General features: G+C 48.4%; 13 protein-coding genes. 8 read left to right on the forward strand and 5 right to left on the reverse strand.

Features of this window, described 5'->3' with window-relative positions; all coding sequences use genetic code 11:
• Positions 1 to 23 precede the first annotated feature (23 nt).
• The 4 genes from hydA to xdh all read left to right on the forward strand — a co-directional run bounded on the left by hydA (position 24) and on the right by xdh (position 6,248).
• Positions 24 to 1,394, forward strand: coding sequence for a dihydropyrimidinase (gene hydA, locus DWX43_RS13370; protein WP_118620618.1), 1,371 nt, complete (start codon positions 24 to 26; stop codon positions 1,392 to 1,394).
• 72 nt (positions 1,395 to 1,466) lie between these two features.
• Entirely contained in the window at positions 1,467 to 2,216 is a 750-nt protein-coding gene (yqeC, locus tag DWX43_RS13375; protein ID WP_118620619.1) for a selenium cofactor biosynthesis protein YqeC, read from the forward strand.
• Between the two features lie 31 nt (positions 2,217 to 2,247).
• The gene (gene yqeB, locus DWX43_RS13380) at positions 2,248 to 3,606 is read left to right on the forward strand and encodes a selenium-dependent molybdenum cofactor biosynthesis protein YqeB (RefSeq protein WP_118620620.1); all 1,359 of its coding nucleotides are present in this window, start codon (positions 2,248 to 2,250) and stop codon (positions 3,604 to 3,606) included.
• 77 nt (positions 3,607 to 3,683) lie between these two features.
• Positions 3,684 to 6,248, forward strand: coding sequence for a selenium-dependent xanthine dehydrogenase (xdh, locus tag DWX43_RS13385; RefSeq protein ID WP_118620621.1), 2,565 nt, complete (start codon positions 3,684 to 3,686; stop codon positions 6,246 to 6,248).
• 371 nt (positions 6,249 to 6,619) lie between these two features.
• Here xdh and DWX43_RS13390 read toward each other — a convergent pair whose 3' ends face one another.
• From DWX43_RS13390 to DWX43_RS13405, 4 genes are all read right to left on the reverse strand, one after another.
• Positions 6,620 to 7,459, reverse strand: coding sequence for a carbohydrate ABC transporter permease (locus DWX43_RS13390; RefSeq protein WP_118620622.1), 840 nt, complete (start codon positions 7,457 to 7,459; stop codon positions 6,620 to 6,622).
• Positions 7,459 to 8,334 (reverse strand): sugar ABC transporter permease, encoded by an 876-nt coding sequence (locus DWX43_RS13395; protein WP_109729764.1) that lies wholly within the window; start codon positions 8,332 to 8,334, stop codon positions 7,459 to 7,461. Before DWX43_RS13395 ends, DWX43_RS13390 begins: the two co-directional genes overlap by 1 nt.
• Positions 8,335 to 8,363: 29 nt before the next feature.
• Complete coding sequence (locus DWX43_RS13400) at positions 8,364 to 9,644, reverse strand: sugar ABC transporter substrate-binding protein (RefSeq protein ID WP_118620623.1); 1,281 nt, start codon at positions 9,642 to 9,644, stop codon at positions 8,364 to 8,366.
• Between the two features lie 165 nt (positions 9,645 to 9,809).
• Positions 9,810 to 11,042 (reverse strand): AraC family transcriptional regulator, encoded by a 1,233-nt coding sequence (locus DWX43_RS13405; protein ID WP_109729762.1) that lies wholly within the window; start codon positions 11,040 to 11,042, stop codon positions 9,810 to 9,812.
• Positions 11,043 to 11,211: 169 nt separating this feature from the next.
• Between DWX43_RS13405 and DWX43_RS13410 the strand changes: the two genes are divergently transcribed.
• The 4 genes from DWX43_RS13410 (at position 11,212) to DWX43_RS13425 (ending at position 16,598) form a co-directional block, all read left to right on the forward strand.
• Entirely contained in the window at positions 11,212 to 12,057 is an 846-nt protein-coding gene (locus tag DWX43_RS13410) for an HAD hydrolase-like protein (protein ID WP_118620624.1), read from the forward strand.
• A gap of 75 nt (positions 12,058 to 12,132) precedes the next feature.
• Complete coding sequence (locus DWX43_RS13415; protein WP_118620625.1) at positions 12,133 to 13,842, forward strand: glycoside hydrolase family 3 N-terminal domain-containing protein; 1,710 nt, start codon at positions 12,133 to 12,135, stop codon at positions 13,840 to 13,842.
• Between the two features lie 29 nt (positions 13,843 to 13,871).
• Positions 13,872 to 15,281, forward strand: coding sequence for a glycoside-pentoside-hexuronide (GPH):cation symporter (locus tag DWX43_RS13420; RefSeq protein WP_109729759.1), 1,410 nt, complete (start codon positions 13,872 to 13,874; stop codon positions 15,279 to 15,281).
• A 90-nt stretch (positions 15,282 to 15,371) separates the two neighbouring features.
• Positions 15,372 to 16,598 (forward strand): NAD(P)-dependent oxidoreductase, encoded by a 1,227-nt coding sequence (locus tag DWX43_RS13425; protein WP_118620626.1) that lies wholly within the window; start codon positions 15,372 to 15,374, stop codon positions 16,596 to 16,598.
• Between the two features lie 152 nt (positions 16,599 to 16,750).
• Here DWX43_RS13425 and DWX43_RS13430 read toward each other — a convergent pair whose 3' ends face one another.
• Positions 16,751 to 17,623, reverse strand: a complete 873-nt coding sequence (locus DWX43_RS13430; RefSeq protein WP_118620627.1) for an alpha/beta hydrolase — start codon at positions 17,621 to 17,623, stop codon at positions 16,751 to 16,753.
• Between the last annotated feature and the right edge of the window lie 213 nt (positions 17,624 to 17,836).

The raw sequence follows: 17,836 nt of genomic DNA on the forward strand, positions 1-17,836 counted from the left end.
AAAGACAGAAAGAAGGAATGGTTATGAAACGTTTGTTTAAAGGCGGCACAATTGTAAGCGGAGAAGGAATGAAACAGCTGGATATCCTCGTAAAAGGGGAAAAAATTCTGGCAGTAGGAGAAGATCTGGAATTTCGGGATGCCGAGATAGAGGACGTCAGAGGAAAGTATCTGTTCCCCGGCTTTATCGACGCACATACCCATATGGCGCTGGAAGTCAGCGGCACCATAACCGCGGACAAATTTGACACGGGGACAAAGGCCGAGATCGCAGGCGGTACGACATGCATCGTAGATTTTGCAACCCAGAATAAAGGAGAGTCTCTGAAAGAGGCTCTCGATAACTGGCATAAAAAGGCGGACGGTGAGTCCTCCTGTGACTATGCATTTCATCTGGCAATTTCCGACTGGAATGAAAAGGTGAGCGAGGAGCTCGCCCGGGTTGTGGCTGACGGCATTCCTTCTTTCAAATTATATATGACATACGACAACATGATTGTAGATGATAAGACGATGTATGAGATCCTGACCCGTCTGAAAGAACTGGGGGGAATCGCAGGCGTACACTGTGAAAACAATGGTATCATAGCCGCGAGACTCAATGAGGTCCTTCAGGAAAAAGGGAACCGTCTCGACACGGCGGACTATCCGGGCACAAGGCCGCCTGCAGCAGAAGCAGAAGCAATCAACCGTCTGCTGAAAATTGCAAAATGCGTAGATACACCGGTCATAGTCGTACATTTAAGCTCTGCGGAGGGCTACCGTGAGATCCAGCATGCAAGGGAAGACGGGAAGACGGTATATGTAGAAACATGTCCGCAGTACCTGCTGATGGATGAAAGTAAGTATTTCCTTCCCGACGGGGAGGGGCGTAAATACATGATTGCCCCGCCGCTTCGTAAAAAGAAGAACCAGCAGGTTTTATGGGAGGCGCTCTCGGAAGGGCGGATACAGACGATCTGTACCGACCACTGCAGCTTCGATACCGCACAGAAGAACATGGGAGCGGAAGACTTTTCCAAAACACCGTGCGGAATGCCGGGAGGGGAAGAACGTCCTGCACTGATTTACCAGTTCGGGGTAAATGAAGGGCGGATTACGCTGGAACAGATGTGTAAATATCTTTCAGAGAATCCGGCAAAACTGTATCGTATGTATCCGCAGAAGGGTACACTTTCACCGGGAAGCGATGCGGACATTGTGGTGTGGAATCCAGAGACGGAGTGGACGATTTCGAAAGAACACCAACAGACGAATATCGACTACTGCCCAATGGAAGGCACGAAGATCAAAGGACGTGCCGAAAAGGTTTTCCTGAGGGGGCAGCTGGCCGCTGAGAATGGAGAAATTATAGCAGAGAAAACCGGCCGGTACGTGCCGCGCGGTATTTCATAGGCCGCGGATGTGACTCACCAGGGACTCCTGATGGTTGTCCAGATCGTTGAAAGAAGATTAAGGATATCGTTTATGGTAAAGAATTATGAGGAAGGGCTTCTGACAGAACAGGACTCTCTGTCAGAAGCCCTGCATATAAACAGTAAAAACCCGGTTATTTCTGTCACGGGGGCCGGTGGTAAAACAACGCTGATCAAAGCAATGGCGGAGGAATACAGGAAAAGGAAGATACCTGTCATAGTAACGACTTCGACCCATATGCTGGCAGAAGACAGGCCGTGGTTTCTTACGGAGCCGTCTGAAGAGAAGGCGGTACAGATTTTGAAAGCAGAAGGAATGGTGTGGGCCGGTCTGCCGGCAGAACACGGGAAAATAAAGACACTGCCTGAGAAGTTTTTAGACCGTCTGCTGACACTTGGGTATCCGGTACTGATCGAAGCAGACGGCGCGAAAAGACTTCCGATGAAGGTGCCGGCTGACCATGAACCGGTGATCCTGCCAGAAACAACCCATGTACTCTGTGTATATGGTCTGGATGCGGTCGGAAGGCCTCTTTCGGAGGTATGTTTCAGGACAGGTACCGCGGCGGAAATCCTGGATATGAAGATAACTGACCCGGTTAAGGAACGTGATCTTGCAAAACTAGCTTTTGATTCCAGAGGCGGCAGGAAAGGCGTCCTGCCATATATGGAATACCGGGTCATCCTGAATAAAGCAGACAATACAAAAAGGGAACAGACAGCATACCGGATCTGCCGTCTGGCAGAAGCACAGGGGCATACAGGAATCACGGTACTGGCCCGGGGGAACAGTAACCAATAAAGTCATTAAAACAAGAGGAAGGTAGCAGGAAATGAAAATACTAATCAAGGGGGCAGGTGATCTGGCAACAGGGATAGCCTCCCGCCTGTACCGCAGCGGGCATCAGATCATTATGACGGAGATAGAGGTCCCTCTGACTGTACGCAGGATGGTTTCACTGTCCAGAGCCGTTTATGAAGGGGAGGCAGTCGTTGAAGATATGAGAGGTGTTCTTGTATCCTCAATGAAAGAGGCACTCACCATCATGGAGGCGGGGGATATCCCGGTCATTGTAGACCCGTGTGCCCGGACAGCGGATGGATATCAGCCCGATGTAATCATAGACGCGATTCTTGCAAAGAAAAATTTAGGGACAAAAATTACAGACGCACCGTTAGTTATCGGTGTCGGCCCCGGCTTTACGGCGGGGGAAGACTGCCACTGTGTCGTTGAGACAAAGCGGGGGCATACGCTGGGCGATACGATTTACGAAGGCAGTGCCATTCCCAATACAGGTGTACCGGGAAATGTCGGGGGATACACGACAGAACGCCTGATCCGTGCAAGTGCTGAGGGCGTAATCGAACCTCTTGTGTCAATCGGCGATGTCGTGAAAAAAGGGCAGGCCGTGGCACTGACTGGCGGAAAAGAAGTTTGTGCGAAGATGGATGGTATTGTCAGGGGCATGCTCCAGCCCGGGGTCCGGGTATGGGAAAATCTGAAGATCGGAGATATCGATGCGCGGTGCGAAACATTCCACTGCTTCACCATTTCCGACAAGGCAAGGTCTGTCGGAGGAGGCGTGCTGGAAGCCGTGACAAGGTTTGAACATATGCGCAGGAAATACGCGGTCATCATACTTGCCGCGGGAAGAAGTGTACGGTTCGGAGAAAACAAACTGCTGGCGGTCGTTTCCGGAAAGCCGCTGTACCGGCATACGCTGGAACGGATGCGTGCATTCCAGGATTATCCGCAGTATCTGGTGACGGGGTATGAGGCAATAGCAGAGGAGGCAGAAAGACAGGGGATCAGGACTGTAATCAACAAAGAGCCGGAGCTCGGCATCTCCCGTTCTATCCTGCTTGGCCTTGAAGAATGCCTGAGGCAGAATCCGGATATCGAGGGAGTTCTGTTCTCGGTCTGTGACCAGCCAAATTTAAAGACGGCCACAATACAGAAAATTTTGAATATGGCAGGCGTGCATAAAGGTCGGATCATCTGCGCGGGAAATCCGGGCAGGCCGGGAAACCCGGTACTGTGGGACCGTGCATTTTTTGACGACCTGCGTAACCTGACAGGCGATAACGGAGGAAGACAGATCATGTCAGGACTACAGGAAAAAGTCAGATATGTAGAGGCGCAGCCAGAGGAATTAAAAGATATCGATCAAAAAAATGATTTGCAGGAATAAGGTCCGGGACCGACGGACGGCCGCCGCAGGCGCGGGTTTCGCTTGCGAAACTCTATGAAAGAAAGGAAGGTAATATCATGATTACTGTTCATGTAAACGGAAAGGATTATCAGGCCGGACAGGATAAAAAATTGATGCGTTTCTTAAGGGACGATTTAAGGCTGACATCTGTCAAGGACGGATGCAGTCAGGGCGCATGTGGCACCTGTACGGTTCTGGTGGACGGGAAGGCGACACGCGCATGTATCCCGATGCTTTCTAAGTTAGAGGGGAAGAAAATTGTAACAGTCGAGGGATTATCAAAGCGGGAGCAGGAGGTCTATGCATATGCATTTGGCCGGGCAGGTGCGGTGCAGTGCGGTTTCTGTATCCCCGGGATGGTGATGTGTGCAAAAGGCCTGATCGATGTGAATCCGGACCCGACCCGTCTGGAAGTCATCGCTGCGATACGCAATAATATATGCCGCTGTACGGGATATAAGAAAATCATTGACGGTATCCTTTTAAGTGCAAAAATGTTCCGCGAAAATCTGCCCGCCACGGATGATGAAGGCGTGGTGCTTGTAGGGGACGCCATCCGCAGGATCGATGCTTCGGAAAAGGTGCTTGGAACCGGGGAATACCCTGATGACATCTATCTGGACGAGATGATCTACGGAAGTGCAGTAAGGTCGGAATACCCGAGGGCAAGGGTGCTTGCGATACATAAAGAAGAAGCAGAAGCACTGGAAGGTGTGATCGGGGTATTTACCGCGGAGGATATTCCGGGAAATGTCAAGGTCGGACATCTGAAGCAGGACTGGGATACGATGATCCCGGTAGGTAAAGTCACACATTACCTAGGCGACGCTATCTGCCTTGTGGCTGCCGAGAATCAGGATATACTTGAGAGGGCGAAGAGTCTGGTAAAGGTCGATTACGAAGTACTCGATCCCGTTCTGGACCCGTTTGACGCCATGAAGGAAGGTGCGCCGCTCGTGCATGAGTCAGGCAACGTCCTCGCACATGAACACCTCGTGAGGGGAAATGCGGATGAAGTCATTGCCGGATCGAAATATCAGGTCACAAGGCATTACGAGACGCCGTGGACAGAACATGCATTTCTTGAACCTGAATGTGCGGTTGCCATGCCGTTTGATGACGGTGTGTTCATCTATTCCACGGATCAGGGAACCTATGATACACAGCATGAGTGCTGTATCATGCTGGGCCTTCCACCAGAAAAAGTGATTGTGGAAAACAAATTAGTCGGCGGTGGATTCGGCGGAAAAGAAGATGTCAGTGTACAGCATCATGCGGCACTGCTGGCCTATCTGACGAAGCGGATCGTAAAAGTAAAGCTGTCCAGACAGGAGAGCATTGTAGTACATCCGAAGCGCCACCCGATGTGGATGGACATTACTACGGCTTGTGACGAGAACGGTTACCTCACGGCAATGAAGGCAGTCGTTGTCTCGGATACAGGGGCGTACGCATCACTGGGGGGACCGGTCCTGCAGAGAGCCTGTACCCATGCCGCAGGGCCTTATAACTTCCAGGTCGTGGATATTGATGGAAAAGCAGTCTATACAAACAATCCGCCGGCGGGGGCATTCCGCGGGTTCGGGGTAACACAGACCTGTTTCGGCTCAGAGCGCAATCTGGACCTGCTGGCTGAGATGGTGGGCATCTCACCGTGGGAGATCCGCTACCGCAATGCAGTCCGCCCGGGACAGGTGCTTCCGAATGGACAGATCGCCGATGAATCTACCGGTGTGGCAGAGACACTTGAAGCAGTAAAAGAAATTTATGAGAGCGAGCCATATGCAGGCATCGCCTGTGCCATGAAGAATGCAGGAGTAGGAGTAGGACTTCCCGACTGGGGACGCTGCCGTCTGCTGATCAGGGACGGAATCGTAGAGATACATGCCGGGGCGTCCTGCATCGGTCAGGGACTCGGAACCGTGCTGACCCAGGTCGTTTCAGAGACACTGAATCTACCGGTTGACAAAATCAAATACTGCCGTCCGAATACGGCGGATTCACCAGATTCCGGTACGACATCCGGTTCCCGCCAGACTCTGATCACGGGGGAAGCGGCAAAAAGAGCCTCCGAAAAACTGTTGGAAGCTTTGAAGACAGAGACAATGGAGGAACTGGAAGGCAGTGAATTCCTTGGAGAATATCTGGCAAAAACCGATAAAATGGGAAGTGACGTGCCAAACCCGGTATCCCACGTGGCATATGGTTATGCGACACAGATGTGCGTCCTAAACGAAGACGGCACCATAAAGAAAATGGTAGCTGCACACGACGTAGGCAAGGCAGTCAACCCCGTCAGCGTAGAAGGCCAGATAGAAGGCGGAGTCGTCATGGGAATGGGATATGCCCTCACAGAGCAGTATGAGATCAAAGACGGATATCCGGTATCCCGGTTTGGCACACTGGGCCTGTTCAAAGCCGACAAAGTACCTGAGCTTGAATCCATCATAGTAGAAAAACCCGGAGTAGACGTCGGATACGGAGCCATCGGAATCGGAGAAATCACCTCCATCCCCACCGCCCCCGCCATAGCCGCAGCCTACTACAAATGGAACAAACAATTCCAAACCACCCTCCCCCTTACAGGGACTCCATACGAAAAAAAGGGGAAAAATAAATAATAAAAGACAGCATATCAGCAATTATCAAGTACTTGCTTAATTCTGTCGGGGCAATAACTGGGAACGAAATTTCATCTTCCAATTGGATGAACCAGCCTGCCGGGGAATGGAAATGTACCCGCAAGGATGCGTCTTTGCACCATTAATGCCCCTTCATCAAAACAGAAACCGGCACATGAACGAACGGCAGGACCACCAGTCCTGCCGTTCAGCCGACTTAGCAAGAATGCATCAGCATTCTCGCGTTTGTCGGCGATGTTCATCGTGCCGGTTTCCGTTTTGATTTAGGGGCATTTATCGTGCAAACCCGTATCCATGCGGGTACATTTCCATTCCCCGGCAGGCGTCCGGTATATCTATAAGAAGTAAATTTACTTCCCAGTCCCCCGCGTCATTCCGGACACGAGGTATTTCCGGAGGATGAGTGCCGTGGCCGCAGGTGGTACGATTGCGAGCAGCCCGGCTGCGGCCGTGATCCCGTATTGTATGGAGTCCTTCACCATGAACTCGCTGGTGACGATGGACACTGGTTTCGTCTGGAAAGAAGAGGCAAGGATCAGCGGAATCTGGAACTGGTTCCAGGCGCTCAGGAACATGATGAGTGCACTGGATATCACGACCGGGTAGGCAACCGGGAGCAGAATCTCGAAGAAGGTCCGAATCCTGCCGCAGCCGTCCACACGGGCGGCTTCTTCTATTTCCACGGGTATTGTGCTGAAGTAATTAAGCATCAGCCAGACACTCATGGGCAAAAAGGAACTTGCATACACGAGGCTGAGCCAGAAGATCTTATCCAGCAGATGGTAGGACACAAAGATCCTGTAAAGGGGGATAACCGTGGCAAATACAGGGATTACCATTGTGATGAGGACTGCATTTTTAATCAATTTCTTTCCCCTAAATTCCAGTCTGGCAAGCGCGTAGGCGGACATCATAGCGACCGGGAGGCCGATCAGGAGGGTGATGCCGACCGCCTTGAGGGAGTTTGACATTCCCTGAAACAGAATCTTACTCTGCCGTGAGGAGGTCGTGAACAGGGTGATATAATTCTCCCAGTTCACCTTGCTTGGCAGCATCTTCATTGTGTTCTTGAACATCTCAAATTCAGGCGTCACCGAGATTAAGAAAGCCCAGACAAAGGGGCCAATTGTGAATACCAGAAAAAATGCCACAACGATGACATACAATACTTTTCCGCTTTTTGTTTTCATTAGTATTCCACCTCCCTCGTCAGGTTCTTAAGATAGAAGAATCCGAGCACTGCAGAGATCAGCATGATAATATAGGTCAGGGCACTGCCTTTTCCGAAATCAAGGAACGAGAACGTGGTGAGGTAGCTCTCGATCAGAAGGTTCTTTCCGAGGTCGCTGTATCCGGCAAGGGCCACGATCTCATCGAAGATGTTGATTGCCGTGATGGATGCGGATGTGATCCCGATCCCGACAAAGGGGACCATGAGCGGTCCTGTAATATGGCGGAATGCGGACCATCTTCCTGCACCGTCGATCCTTGCGGCCTCATAAAGGTCGTGCGGGATGGCACGCAGGCCCGCGAGACATACAATAGCCGTAAACGGGATACTGCGCCATGCGACGACGAGTGCCACGACAAAGAGCAGGAGGAAACGGCGGGACATCCATTCGATTGGGCTGTCGATTACGCCAATGCCAATTAGCAGCTTATTCATAAAACCGTAACCCGGATAGAAGATAAAACGCCAGATAATCCCATTCACAACAGGCGGCAGCGCCCAGGGAAGGACGGCCGCGGCCATCAGGACACCGGAAATCTTCGTATCCACATTCAGCATGAGTGCCACACAGATACCAAAAACAGTTGTGATCAGAACGACCACAACGAGTAAAAAGAGCGTATTTTGAAGACTGTACCAGAACGAATCAGATTTCAGTACGGCCTGATAATTCGCCCAGCCTACAAAACCGGTATCCTGCGGGGCAGTCAGCTTCATCTTCTGCATACTGTATGAAAATGTCTTAATGATCGGGTAGTACACAAGTACTGCCATGATAATAATAATCGGCAAAAGGAGCGCAATGCCCAGCGCTCCTTTGGTTTTTCTCTTCATGTATTCGATTCTCCGCTTCTTTTGCCTTGTTATTCTTCATTGCCGGCTAATTCGGTTACCTTCTTATCCATCGCGTCGAACGCTTCCTGTGCGGAAATCTCTCCGAGCACCATCTTGTTAACATTGTTGTAGATAGCATTGCTCATCTCAGAGTAATAGGACGGGATTCCGTTCGGGAACGGGGATTTAATCAGCTTTGCCTCTTCGAGCATGGCTCCCGCATTCTGGATCGTTCCGTCATCGATCAGGTCACTGAGCACAGCGTTTCTTGTAGGAATGGAACTGTTTGCCTGATACAGCTCTTTCTGTGTCTCTGCCGAAGTATACCATTTCACGAATTCTTTAGCTGCATCCTTGTTCTCGGAAAACTTCGTAATGCCGACTGCTTCCGGAAGAGGCATCGTCTGCGGGGAAGTCTCGTCTTTGCCCGGCAGGAGGATCGCTTCGATCTGTCCTACCACGCTGCATTCCTCTTCGTTGTTGCTGATGCCGACAAACTTTGTAGGCCCTACCATAAAACTTGCCTCACCCGCCGTAAGCTTGCGGTAGGCATCCATGCCGGATGCAGTCTTGGAGGCCGGGTCTGTGAATCCTTCGTCGACCAGTTTCTTTTCAAATTCAAGGGCATCACTGACGGCATCTTTATTCAATGTTCCGTCATCATTGAAGACCTGCCCGCTTCTGGAAAATGCCATCCACATCATGGAGGTTGTAGCGGATTCATCCGCATTCATCGGCATCGTATAAGGATACTCCACGATTCCGGCATCTTTGATCTTCTTCAGTGCATCATATACTTCATCCCATGTCTGGGGGGCCTTCTCGATTCCGGCCGCCTTGAAATGTTCTTTGTTATAGTAGGCAATTCTGTAGTCATTGGCATAAGGCACTGCCAGTACCTTCCCGTCAATGGAAAATGTCTCAAGTGTTGGCATATCTGCCTTGTCTTCGTCGGTCATCTCAATCTCTTCGAGCCATCCGGCGCTGTTCATCTCACCGACCCATGACCAGTCGACCTCTATTACATCAGCAGCGGCTGTGCCGCCTGAAGCTGCGATTGCAACCTTATCACGGATATCATCCCAGCTGACCACATTCATAACCACGTTGATTCCGCTGTCCTCTGTGAATGCATCTAGCATGTCATCACTCGGCACGGCCCATTCCGGGACCATAACCGTGATTTCTTTTCCCTCAGTTTTTGAATCTTCTTTTGGTGATGCCTCTGCACCTTTTTTCGAACTGCATCCTCCCGCAAGCGTTCCGATTAAGGCTGTGCACAGAAGCACACTTAACAGTTTCTTTTTCATAAAGCCCTCCTTATGTGTCAGGATTCGACACATTTTTTATCCATGTCCTTTCAGTATATCCAATTCAGCATCCGGTTTCAAGACACAGGATGGATTTCATGATAATTTATTCACATATATCAGGCGCTTTTATTGATTTTATCTATATACACAATCCCATCTACTCTACTCCGGGTGCAGGATGGACTTCTGGTACTGCTTCGGCGACATTCCGAGGGAACGCCGGAAGATCCGTATAAAATAATTGATATCGTTGTATCCGCAGGAAGCGGCAACGGTCGTGATTGACAGGGAAGAGGAATTAATCAGTGTGACCGCCCTTCGTATACGTACCTGATGAATATAATCAGTCAGGGTGGTCCCGGTTTCTTTTTTAAAGAGCCCGGAGAGGTAGTTTTTACTCATACTGAACATCTCCGCGAAAAATGCGAGACTTAAATCTTCTGCATAGTGAAAGTCGATATAGGAAATGACTTCCTTCACGACCTTGGAGTAGCCGGACATAGAATGATTTTTCACCATCAGGCAGTATTTGTGTACCATATCTGTAGAAAGGTGGTCCAGCGCCCTTTCTGTCCGGGCTTCATTGATCAGGATGGCAAATTTCCCGGAAAGGTCGTCGATATAAAGCGGGGGCACCCCTCCGGATTCCACGGCCTTGCGAAAGAGTGTATTCAGGATAATGACCCCATGCCTTTTATTCTGCAGGGCGTTGTCTGATCTGGGCCGAAGCTGGAAGGTCTGGAACTTCTGGTATAATTCATGAGCGCTCTTGTCATCACCTGCGGATACGGCAGCCAGCATCTGGTTCTCCACCTCGTAGCGCTCCTCAATTGTACTGACAGAAATCTGCGGCCTCTCTCGCAGCTTTAAAATCATGGGGGAGTTTTCCATATAAAGTTCATTCTTGTCTGGCAGGTGCGAGACTGTATATTCCGTGTGGAACAGTCCCTGTGACAGGTTTAGAACGAGAGACTCAAAACTCTCCATATCGGGGAGTACCGGCGTGGAGTCATAAAAGAGCCGGATGTCCTGATACAGCTGGTCCGGGATGTGCATCCGCTCCATAACCTGCTGTACCTGTTCCTCTGGCGGCCTGCTTTCAAGATAAGGGCCGATCACAAAATGAGGAGATTCGTAATCATACAAATACTGGGAAGGGATATGCAGGAGCATGTGGAACATCCCGAAAGCATCTTCATATCGGACGAGCCTGCCGGGTGTTATGTATTGTTCCAGAAAAACCTGAAGAGTCTGGTAATTATAGTCCTCATATAGACGAAGACGCAGTCCGTTGTCAGTCTGGGAGAGATTCGAGTTATCTTTAAAGATTACACAGCAGCCTACATTACAGGCAGTGACAGCCTGACAAAATAGTTCCAGTTGTTTATGTTCCATAGTTTGCCACCTCGTAAAGGAAATATATAATTCGTCAAAATATGACAAAATAGTTTGTATTTATAAAATAGCATAATATTGTGCTAAAAACAATGGATATTATTATTCTTTTATAGAGGAAAAACGGGTATGCTAACTATATCAGAAGAGAAAGAGAGGACATGGAACAATGAGTAATCCCTTTTCAGATTTTAGTAAAAAGAAAGAATATCTTGTCTGCATTGATTCGGACGGATGTGCCATAGACAGCATGGATATCAAACATATCCGCTGTTTTGGGCCGTGTATGATAACAGAATGGGGGCTGGATGCCCACAGGGAGGAAATCCTGAAGCGCTGGAATCAGGTAAACCTCTATTCTATGACAAGAGGGATCAACCGTTTCAAGGGCCTTGCGGCGGCTCTTGAGGAAGCGGACCGGCTATATGCAAAGATCGAAGATGTACAGACATTTGTAAAATGGACGGAGGATTCCGATGAGCTGTCTAATGCAGCGCTTCAACAGGCGATTGACGAAACGGGCAGTATTTGTATGAAAAAGGCACTGAACTGGTCACGGGAAGTAAATAAGGCAATTACGGAACTGCCGAAAGAGGATATCAGGCCATTTGAACATGTTCAGGATGTCATCAGGAGGCTTCATGAAACATGTGATATAGCCATTGTATCCTCGGCCAATTATGAGGCTGTGAAGGAAGAATGGACGAGATTCGGACTTCTCACATATGTGGATGTTCTTCTGGCGCAGAATGCGGGGTCCAAGAAAAGCTGTATCGAAAGGCTGCTGACTTATGGATATGCGAAGGAACATGTCCTGATGACTGGAGATGCACCGGGAGACATGGATGCGGCACAATCAAACGGTGTCCTGTATTATCCGATTCTCGTATCCCATGAGTCCGAAAGCTGGGAACAGCTTGAGGCAGCGGTGGAAAAGGTGAAAAACAATACATTCCAGGGTGAATATCAGGCGGGACTGATACGGCAGTTTGTGGATAACCTGACGAAGCCATAACAAAGACGAGGCTATAACAAATTAAGAAGAAAGAAACAGATAGAAAATATTCTTGAAAGAGCAGGAGGAACCAACATGGTAAATTTAAAAGAAAAACCTTATTATCTGAACGAGGAACAGATCCAGTGGGTGGAAAACACGATTGCGGGGATGACCACGGAGGAAAAAATCGGGCAGCTTTTTGTCAACATGGTATCAAACGAGGAAGAAAGAAAACCGGAGAACATCAAAAAGATTCTGGATACCTACCATCCGGGGGCAATCCGTTACCACAATGCGCCGAAGGAAGAACTGTGGGAGATGGCAGACTGCCTGCAGAGGACGACAAAAATCCCACTTCTGATTGCATCGAATTGTGAAGCAGGCGGAAATGGCGGAACACAGGGGGGGACGCCGATTGCAAACGGGGCGGCTATGGCAGCGATCGATTCAGAGGAAGCAGTATTTAAGATGGCGGAAATATCCGCACGGGAAGCAGCTGCGGTAGGATGCAACTGGAACTTTGCACCGATTGTAGACCTGACCTACAACTGGAGAAATACAATTGTGCAGCTGCGGGCATTCAATGATAATCCGGACGATGTCATCCGTTATGCAAAGTCATTTTTTAAGGGAATGAAGACGCAGAATATGGCTACCTGTATGAAGCATTTCCCGGGAGACGGAACAGAGGAAAATGACCAGCATCTGATTATGGGAATCAATGAGTTCGACTGTGAGAAATGGGACCAGACATACGGTAAGGTTTACAGGGAACTGATTGAGGAAGGAGTCATGACAATCATGGCCGGACATATCGCACTTCCCGCATATTCTAAGAAGCTGTGCCCCGGCATCAAGGATGAGGATATCCTTCCGGCAACACTGGCACCAGAACTGATTACCGGTCTTTTAAAGGGGCAGCTGGGATTCAACGGCCTTGTTGTAACAGATGCTTCCCACATGATCGGAATGTTCGGTGCGACAATACCAAGAAGCCGCCAGGTTCCGCAGGCAATAGCGGCAGGCTGCGACATGTATCTGTTTTTCAATGACAGGGAGGAAGATTTCGGTTACATGATGGAAGGCTACAAAAACGGAACGATTACGGAGGAACGCCTGCATGATGCACTTCACAGGATCCTCGGTGTGAAAGCGGCACTGAACCTTCACACACTTCAGAAGGAAGGCGCTCTGACAGCACCGAAGGAGAACCTCTCAGTGGTCGGGTGTGAGGAACACCACAGGGCGTCAAAGGAATTCGCTGATAAGTATGTGACACTGGTGAAAGACCGTCTGCACTACCTGCCGATGACACCGGAAAAATATAAAAGAATAAAACTGATGTATATCGGTTCGGAGGCTACCGTGATCGCGGGTATGAAGTTCGAGTCCAATGATAAGAACATCATCGCGGATATCGTTTCCCAGCTTGAAGAAGCAGGATTCGAGGTGGACTCTGAGGTCCCGGCAAAGAAAGGTAAAATAGAGGAGTTTAAAAAGAACTATGACTGTGTACTCCTGATTCTCAATGTACAGGGATTCGCCCAGTACAATACCATGCGCGTGAAATGGGATGAGCCTGCAAAACAGCCGTGGTATATGTCAGAACTCCCGACATTCGTGGTATCCTTAAGCAATACAAACAACCTGATTGATGTGCCGATGGCAAGATGTTACATCAATTCTTATATGGACCATCACGAGAGCTTCGCGGCAACACTGGAGAAGATGATGGGCAGAAGCGAGTTTAAGGGACGGTACAATGAAAATGTATTCTGTGGAAGATGGGAGACAAGATTCTAATACAAGGATCATTTCAGGAGGGAAAGAAGATGAATGAAAAAGCAGTAAAGCCATTTGGGCTGAAAGATAAAATCGGCTATATGTTCGGTGATTTCGGAAATGATTTCACATTTATATTTTCCAGTACTTTTCTCATGGTATTTTACATGAAGGTGCTGGGTATCAGCGGGGCGGCCGTGGGGACACTATTCCTTGTGGCTAGGTTTGTGGATGCATTCACGGATGTAACAATGGGCAGAATCGTGGATACATGCAAGCCGGGAAAAGACGGGAAATTCAGGCGCTGGATCCGGATCATGGCAGGTCCGGTGGCAATTGCCAGCTTCCTGATGTACCAGTCATCTCTGGCAGACGCTTCCATGACTGTAAAGATGATCTATATGTATGCTACATACATCCTGTGGGGCAGTATCTGCTATACCGGGATCAATATACCATATGGTTCTATGGCATCTGCGATCACAGATGTCCCGGAAGAGCGTACCGCACTTTCTACATTCAGAAGTATCGGTGCAACACTGGCACAGCTTGTTATCGGTGTGGGCGGTCCGATGATCATCTATATGACCGATGCAGCCGGCAACCAGGTTATCCGGAATGACGGGAAAATTTTCCCGGTAGTTGCAGGAATCTTCTCAGTATGCGCGATTATCTGCTACATCATCTGCTACAAGTGTACGACAGAGCGTATCAAGATCCAGCCGGACCCGAATGCGGAGAAAATCTCCCTGGCAAAGACGTTTGGAGCGATTTTCTCCAACAGGGCGCTGCTTGGGATTATAGGCGCAGCCATTTTCCTTCTGCTGAGTTCGCTGATGCTTTCCAGCGTCAACACCTATCTCTATGCGGATTATTTTAGTAACATAAAGGCACTTTCTGTTTACAATATGATCACGATGGTATGCTCCTTGCTCATGGCGACAATTACAGGAGTCGTTGTTAAGAAATACGGGAAAAAAGAATCAGCGGCCGTTGCAACCATTTTTACAGGGGCGGTTTTCCTTGCACTTGGCTTCCTGAATGTAAAAAACGTATGGGTATTTGCTATTGCGGCAGCAGTTGGCTACCTCGGGGTCAACTACTTTAACCTGATTATCTGGGCAAACATTATTGACGTCATCGATGATGTGGAAGTAAAAAGCGGTAAAAGAGAGGATGGAACGGTCTATGCAGTCTATTCTTTTGCAAGAAAAGTAGGGCAGGCACTCGCAGGGGGACTCGGCGGGTATGCGCTTGGCATCATTGGTTATGCATCTGCCGCAAAAACCCAGACGGCAGAAGTATTAAGCGGCCTTTATAAGCTGGCAACGATTGTCCCGGGAATCCTGTTTATCTGTGTTGCCTTAATGCTGATCTTTGTATATCCGCTGACAAAGAAGAAGGTAGAAGCCAACGTAGAATTCCTCAGGGCAAAGAGAGAGGGAAAGAATCAGGCATAAAATTGTACTAGAATCAATAAAAATTTTTATAATGCTTTCACGGAAAATTTAGTATGGTAGAGATATCAAAAGTGAAGGAGGAAATATACTATGGCGGCACATGTACTTGATGAGGCGAACCGCTGCCTGAACTGCAAAAATCCGCAGTGCCAGAAGGGATGTCCCATCGGCACTCCGATACCGGAAGTCATCCGGCTGATGCTGGACGGCCATCTGGATGAAGCGGGCTGGAAGCTGTTTGAGAACAACCCTCTGACCACGGTATGCAGTCTGATCTGTAATCATGAGAAACAATGCGAGGGACACTGCGTACTCGCAAGGAAAGGTGCACCGGTACATTTTTCTACAATTGAAAACTATATCTCCGGCACGTACAGTTCTAAAATGGTAAAAGGCCCGGCACCGTCCAACGGGATGCGTACAGCCATTATCGGCTCTGGCCCGGCAGGGCTTACCATAGCCGTACTCCTTGCCAGAAAAGGCTATCAGGTAACCATATTCGAAAGCAAAGATAAAATCGGCGGGGTGCTCCGTTACGGAATACCGGAGTTCCGCCTGCCGAAAAGTATACTGGATGACTTTGAGTACCGGCACCTGCTTCTGAAGGGAATTAAAGTCAGGCCGAATACAACGATCGGAGGTGCCATCACGATTGACGACCTTTTAAGAGACGGCTACCGTTCCATCTTCATCGGTACCGGTGTGTGGCGTCCGAATGCCCTGCATATCAAAGGCGAGACGCTGGGCCACGTGCACTACGGCATCAACTACCTGAACAATCCGGACAGTTTTCACCTTGGTGAGAAGGTTATCGTAATCGGGGCAGGAAATGCGGCGATGGACGTAGCCAGAACAGCGCTGAGGAAAGGAGTCAGGGAGCTTCAGTGTTTTTCACGGGAATCCACGGCGGCAGCAAGCCGGCATGAATTCGATTATGCGGTATTAGAGGGCGTCGAATTCATATACCTGAAAATTCCGCTCGAAATCACCGATGAAGGGGTCATTTTTGCCGATGCGAGAGAAAATGAGGACGGTACGGTAGAACAGATTCCCGGTACAGAAAGATTGTACCACGCTGACAGTGTCATCATCTCAATCAGCCAGGGACCACGGAACCAGCTGGTGAACACGACTAAAGGCCTGGAAGCAAACCCTCGCGGTTTACTGCTGGCCGATGAAAAAGGCCGGACCTCAAGGCCGGAGATTTTTGCAAGCGGGGATGTTGTAAACGGGGCACGTACTGTCGTTGAGGCGGTCGCCCACTCCAAGACAGTGGCAGAGTCGATGGACCTGTATATGAGGGGGATTTCCTCTTAAGGTATATTATAACAAATTCTGGAAGTTTATGGATTTAACTGACCTGTATTCTACTAAGAAAGCTGTCGCTTCACGAGTATTCAATCATGATATACTTATCAGTTGATGCGGCAGCTTTTTCAATTAGTAATGAATCATATTCAAAGTCAATTTCATAGAAAAGAAATTAGTGATTTAATCAGCCATTTTCTACCTTCTTCTGCACTTGGGGTGTTATGTTCTGTAAAACCGTGACCAACCTTTGGGGCTACTCGGTGGATGACTTGTACTCCTGCCTCTTTTAGTATTTTGGCATACATGTCTCCGTCATTACGTAAGCTGTCCATTTCACAAGTTTGTATTACAGCTGGTGGAAGAAGAGTGATCATATCTTTATTTGCTGCGATGGGGGAACAATCTGCAGTTTCTCTCTGTTTGGCGCTCGCGTAAGCTCTTCCCAGGCATCGTAGATTATCCATCATATTAATCCCTTCTGGTATAAAACGTTCTTCATCTGGGATGAGTTCTTTTAAATCCAGCCACGGGTGATCCAGCACTTGCGCACGAAAACTCCAATTTTTCTGATTTATAGTTCTTAAACACAGTGCAGCTGCAAGATTGCCACCGGCACTTCTACCGCCAACGAAGATTTTTTGAGGATCAATCCCAAATTTTTCAGGATGTGTTACCATATAGTTAATGGTTTCTATTAGATAATCTAACTGGCTTGGATATACATTATCCGGACTGAGTGGATAATCCAATGAATATACATTCATCTTCAGTGTTTTGGCCAATTCATGACAATAGAAATTACCATCTTCTATTGTTCCCCATGCAAATCCGCCGCCATGAATATCGAAATATACCGGAGCTGCTTCTTTGCCGGAAGAGAAGTGATAAATGGTTCGTTCTTGTCCATTTACAGAGAATGTTATATGTTTACCATAATATGTCCAATCAGCTTTTTCTGATTTAAGTTGTTCCATTACAGCTGGCTGCATTTTCTTTACGACTGAAATTGCTTTTTGTCTTTCTTTATCCATTTTTTACCATCCTAAAATTATTTATAATAAATATAGCTGAGCAATATTATTGTTACTCTTCAAAATTTGTACGGTTCTTTTCTACATCTTTTCCTGATTACGTTCCAGTAAAATTTTAGTATTTTTAGCAGCCTTTTTGTTATCCATTTTAATCATTAAAAATGGAATAATAGCTAATAGGAACAGTACACTAGGGAGTATGTTTATAACTGC

Source organism: Clostridium sp. AF19-22AC (genome assembly GCF_003479085.1).
Lineage (GTDB): Bacteria > Bacillota > Clostridia > Lachnospirales > Lachnospiraceae > Faecalicatena_A > Faecalicatena_A orotica.

Excerpts from the sequence above, each read along its gene's own strand:
- hydA (WP_118620618.1), top strand. The coding sequence starts at position 24 with ATGAAACGTTTGTTTAAAGGCGGCACAATTGTAAGCGGAGAAGGAATG.
- yqeC (WP_118620619.1), top strand. The coding sequence starts at position 1,467 with ATGGTAAAGAATTATGAGGAAGGGCTTCTGACAGAACAGGACTCTCTG.
- yqeB (WP_118620620.1), top strand. The coding sequence starts at position 2,248 with ATGAAAATACTAATCAAGGGGGCAGGTGATCTGGCAACAGGGATAGCC.
- xdh (WP_118620621.1), top strand. The coding sequence starts at position 3,684 with ATGATTACTGTTCATGTAAACGGAAAGGATTATCAGGCCGGACAGGAT.
- DWX43_RS13390 (WP_118620622.1), bottom strand. The coding sequence starts at position 7,459 with ATGAAAACAAAAAGCGGAAAAGTATTGTATGTCATCGTTGTGGCATTT.
- DWX43_RS13395 (WP_109729764.1), bottom strand. The coding sequence starts at position 8,334 with ATGAAGAGAAAAACCAAAGGAGCGCTGGGCATTGCGCTCCTTTTGCCG.
- DWX43_RS13400 (WP_118620623.1), bottom strand. The coding sequence starts at position 9,644 with ATGAAAAAGAAACTGTTAAGTGTGCTTCTGTGCACAGCCTTAATCGGA.
- DWX43_RS13405 (WP_109729762.1), bottom strand. The coding sequence starts at position 11,042 with ATGGAACATAAACAACTGGAACTATTTTGTCAGGCTGTCACTGCCTGT.
- DWX43_RS13410 (WP_118620624.1), top strand. The coding sequence starts at position 11,212 with ATGAGTAATCCCTTTTCAGATTTTAGTAAAAAGAAAGAATATCTTGTC.
- DWX43_RS13415 (WP_118620625.1), top strand. The coding sequence starts at position 12,133 with ATGGTAAATTTAAAAGAAAAACCTTATTATCTGAACGAGGAACAGATC.
- DWX43_RS13420 (WP_109729759.1), top strand. The coding sequence starts at position 13,872 with ATGAATGAAAAAGCAGTAAAGCCATTTGGGCTGAAAGATAAAATCGGC.
- DWX43_RS13425 (WP_118620626.1), top strand. The coding sequence starts at position 15,372 with ATGGCGGCACATGTACTTGATGAGGCGAACCGCTGCCTGAACTGCAAA.
- DWX43_RS13430 (WP_118620627.1), bottom strand. The coding sequence starts at position 17,623 with ATGGATAAAGAAAGACAAAAAGCAATTTCAGTCGTAAAGAAAATGCAG.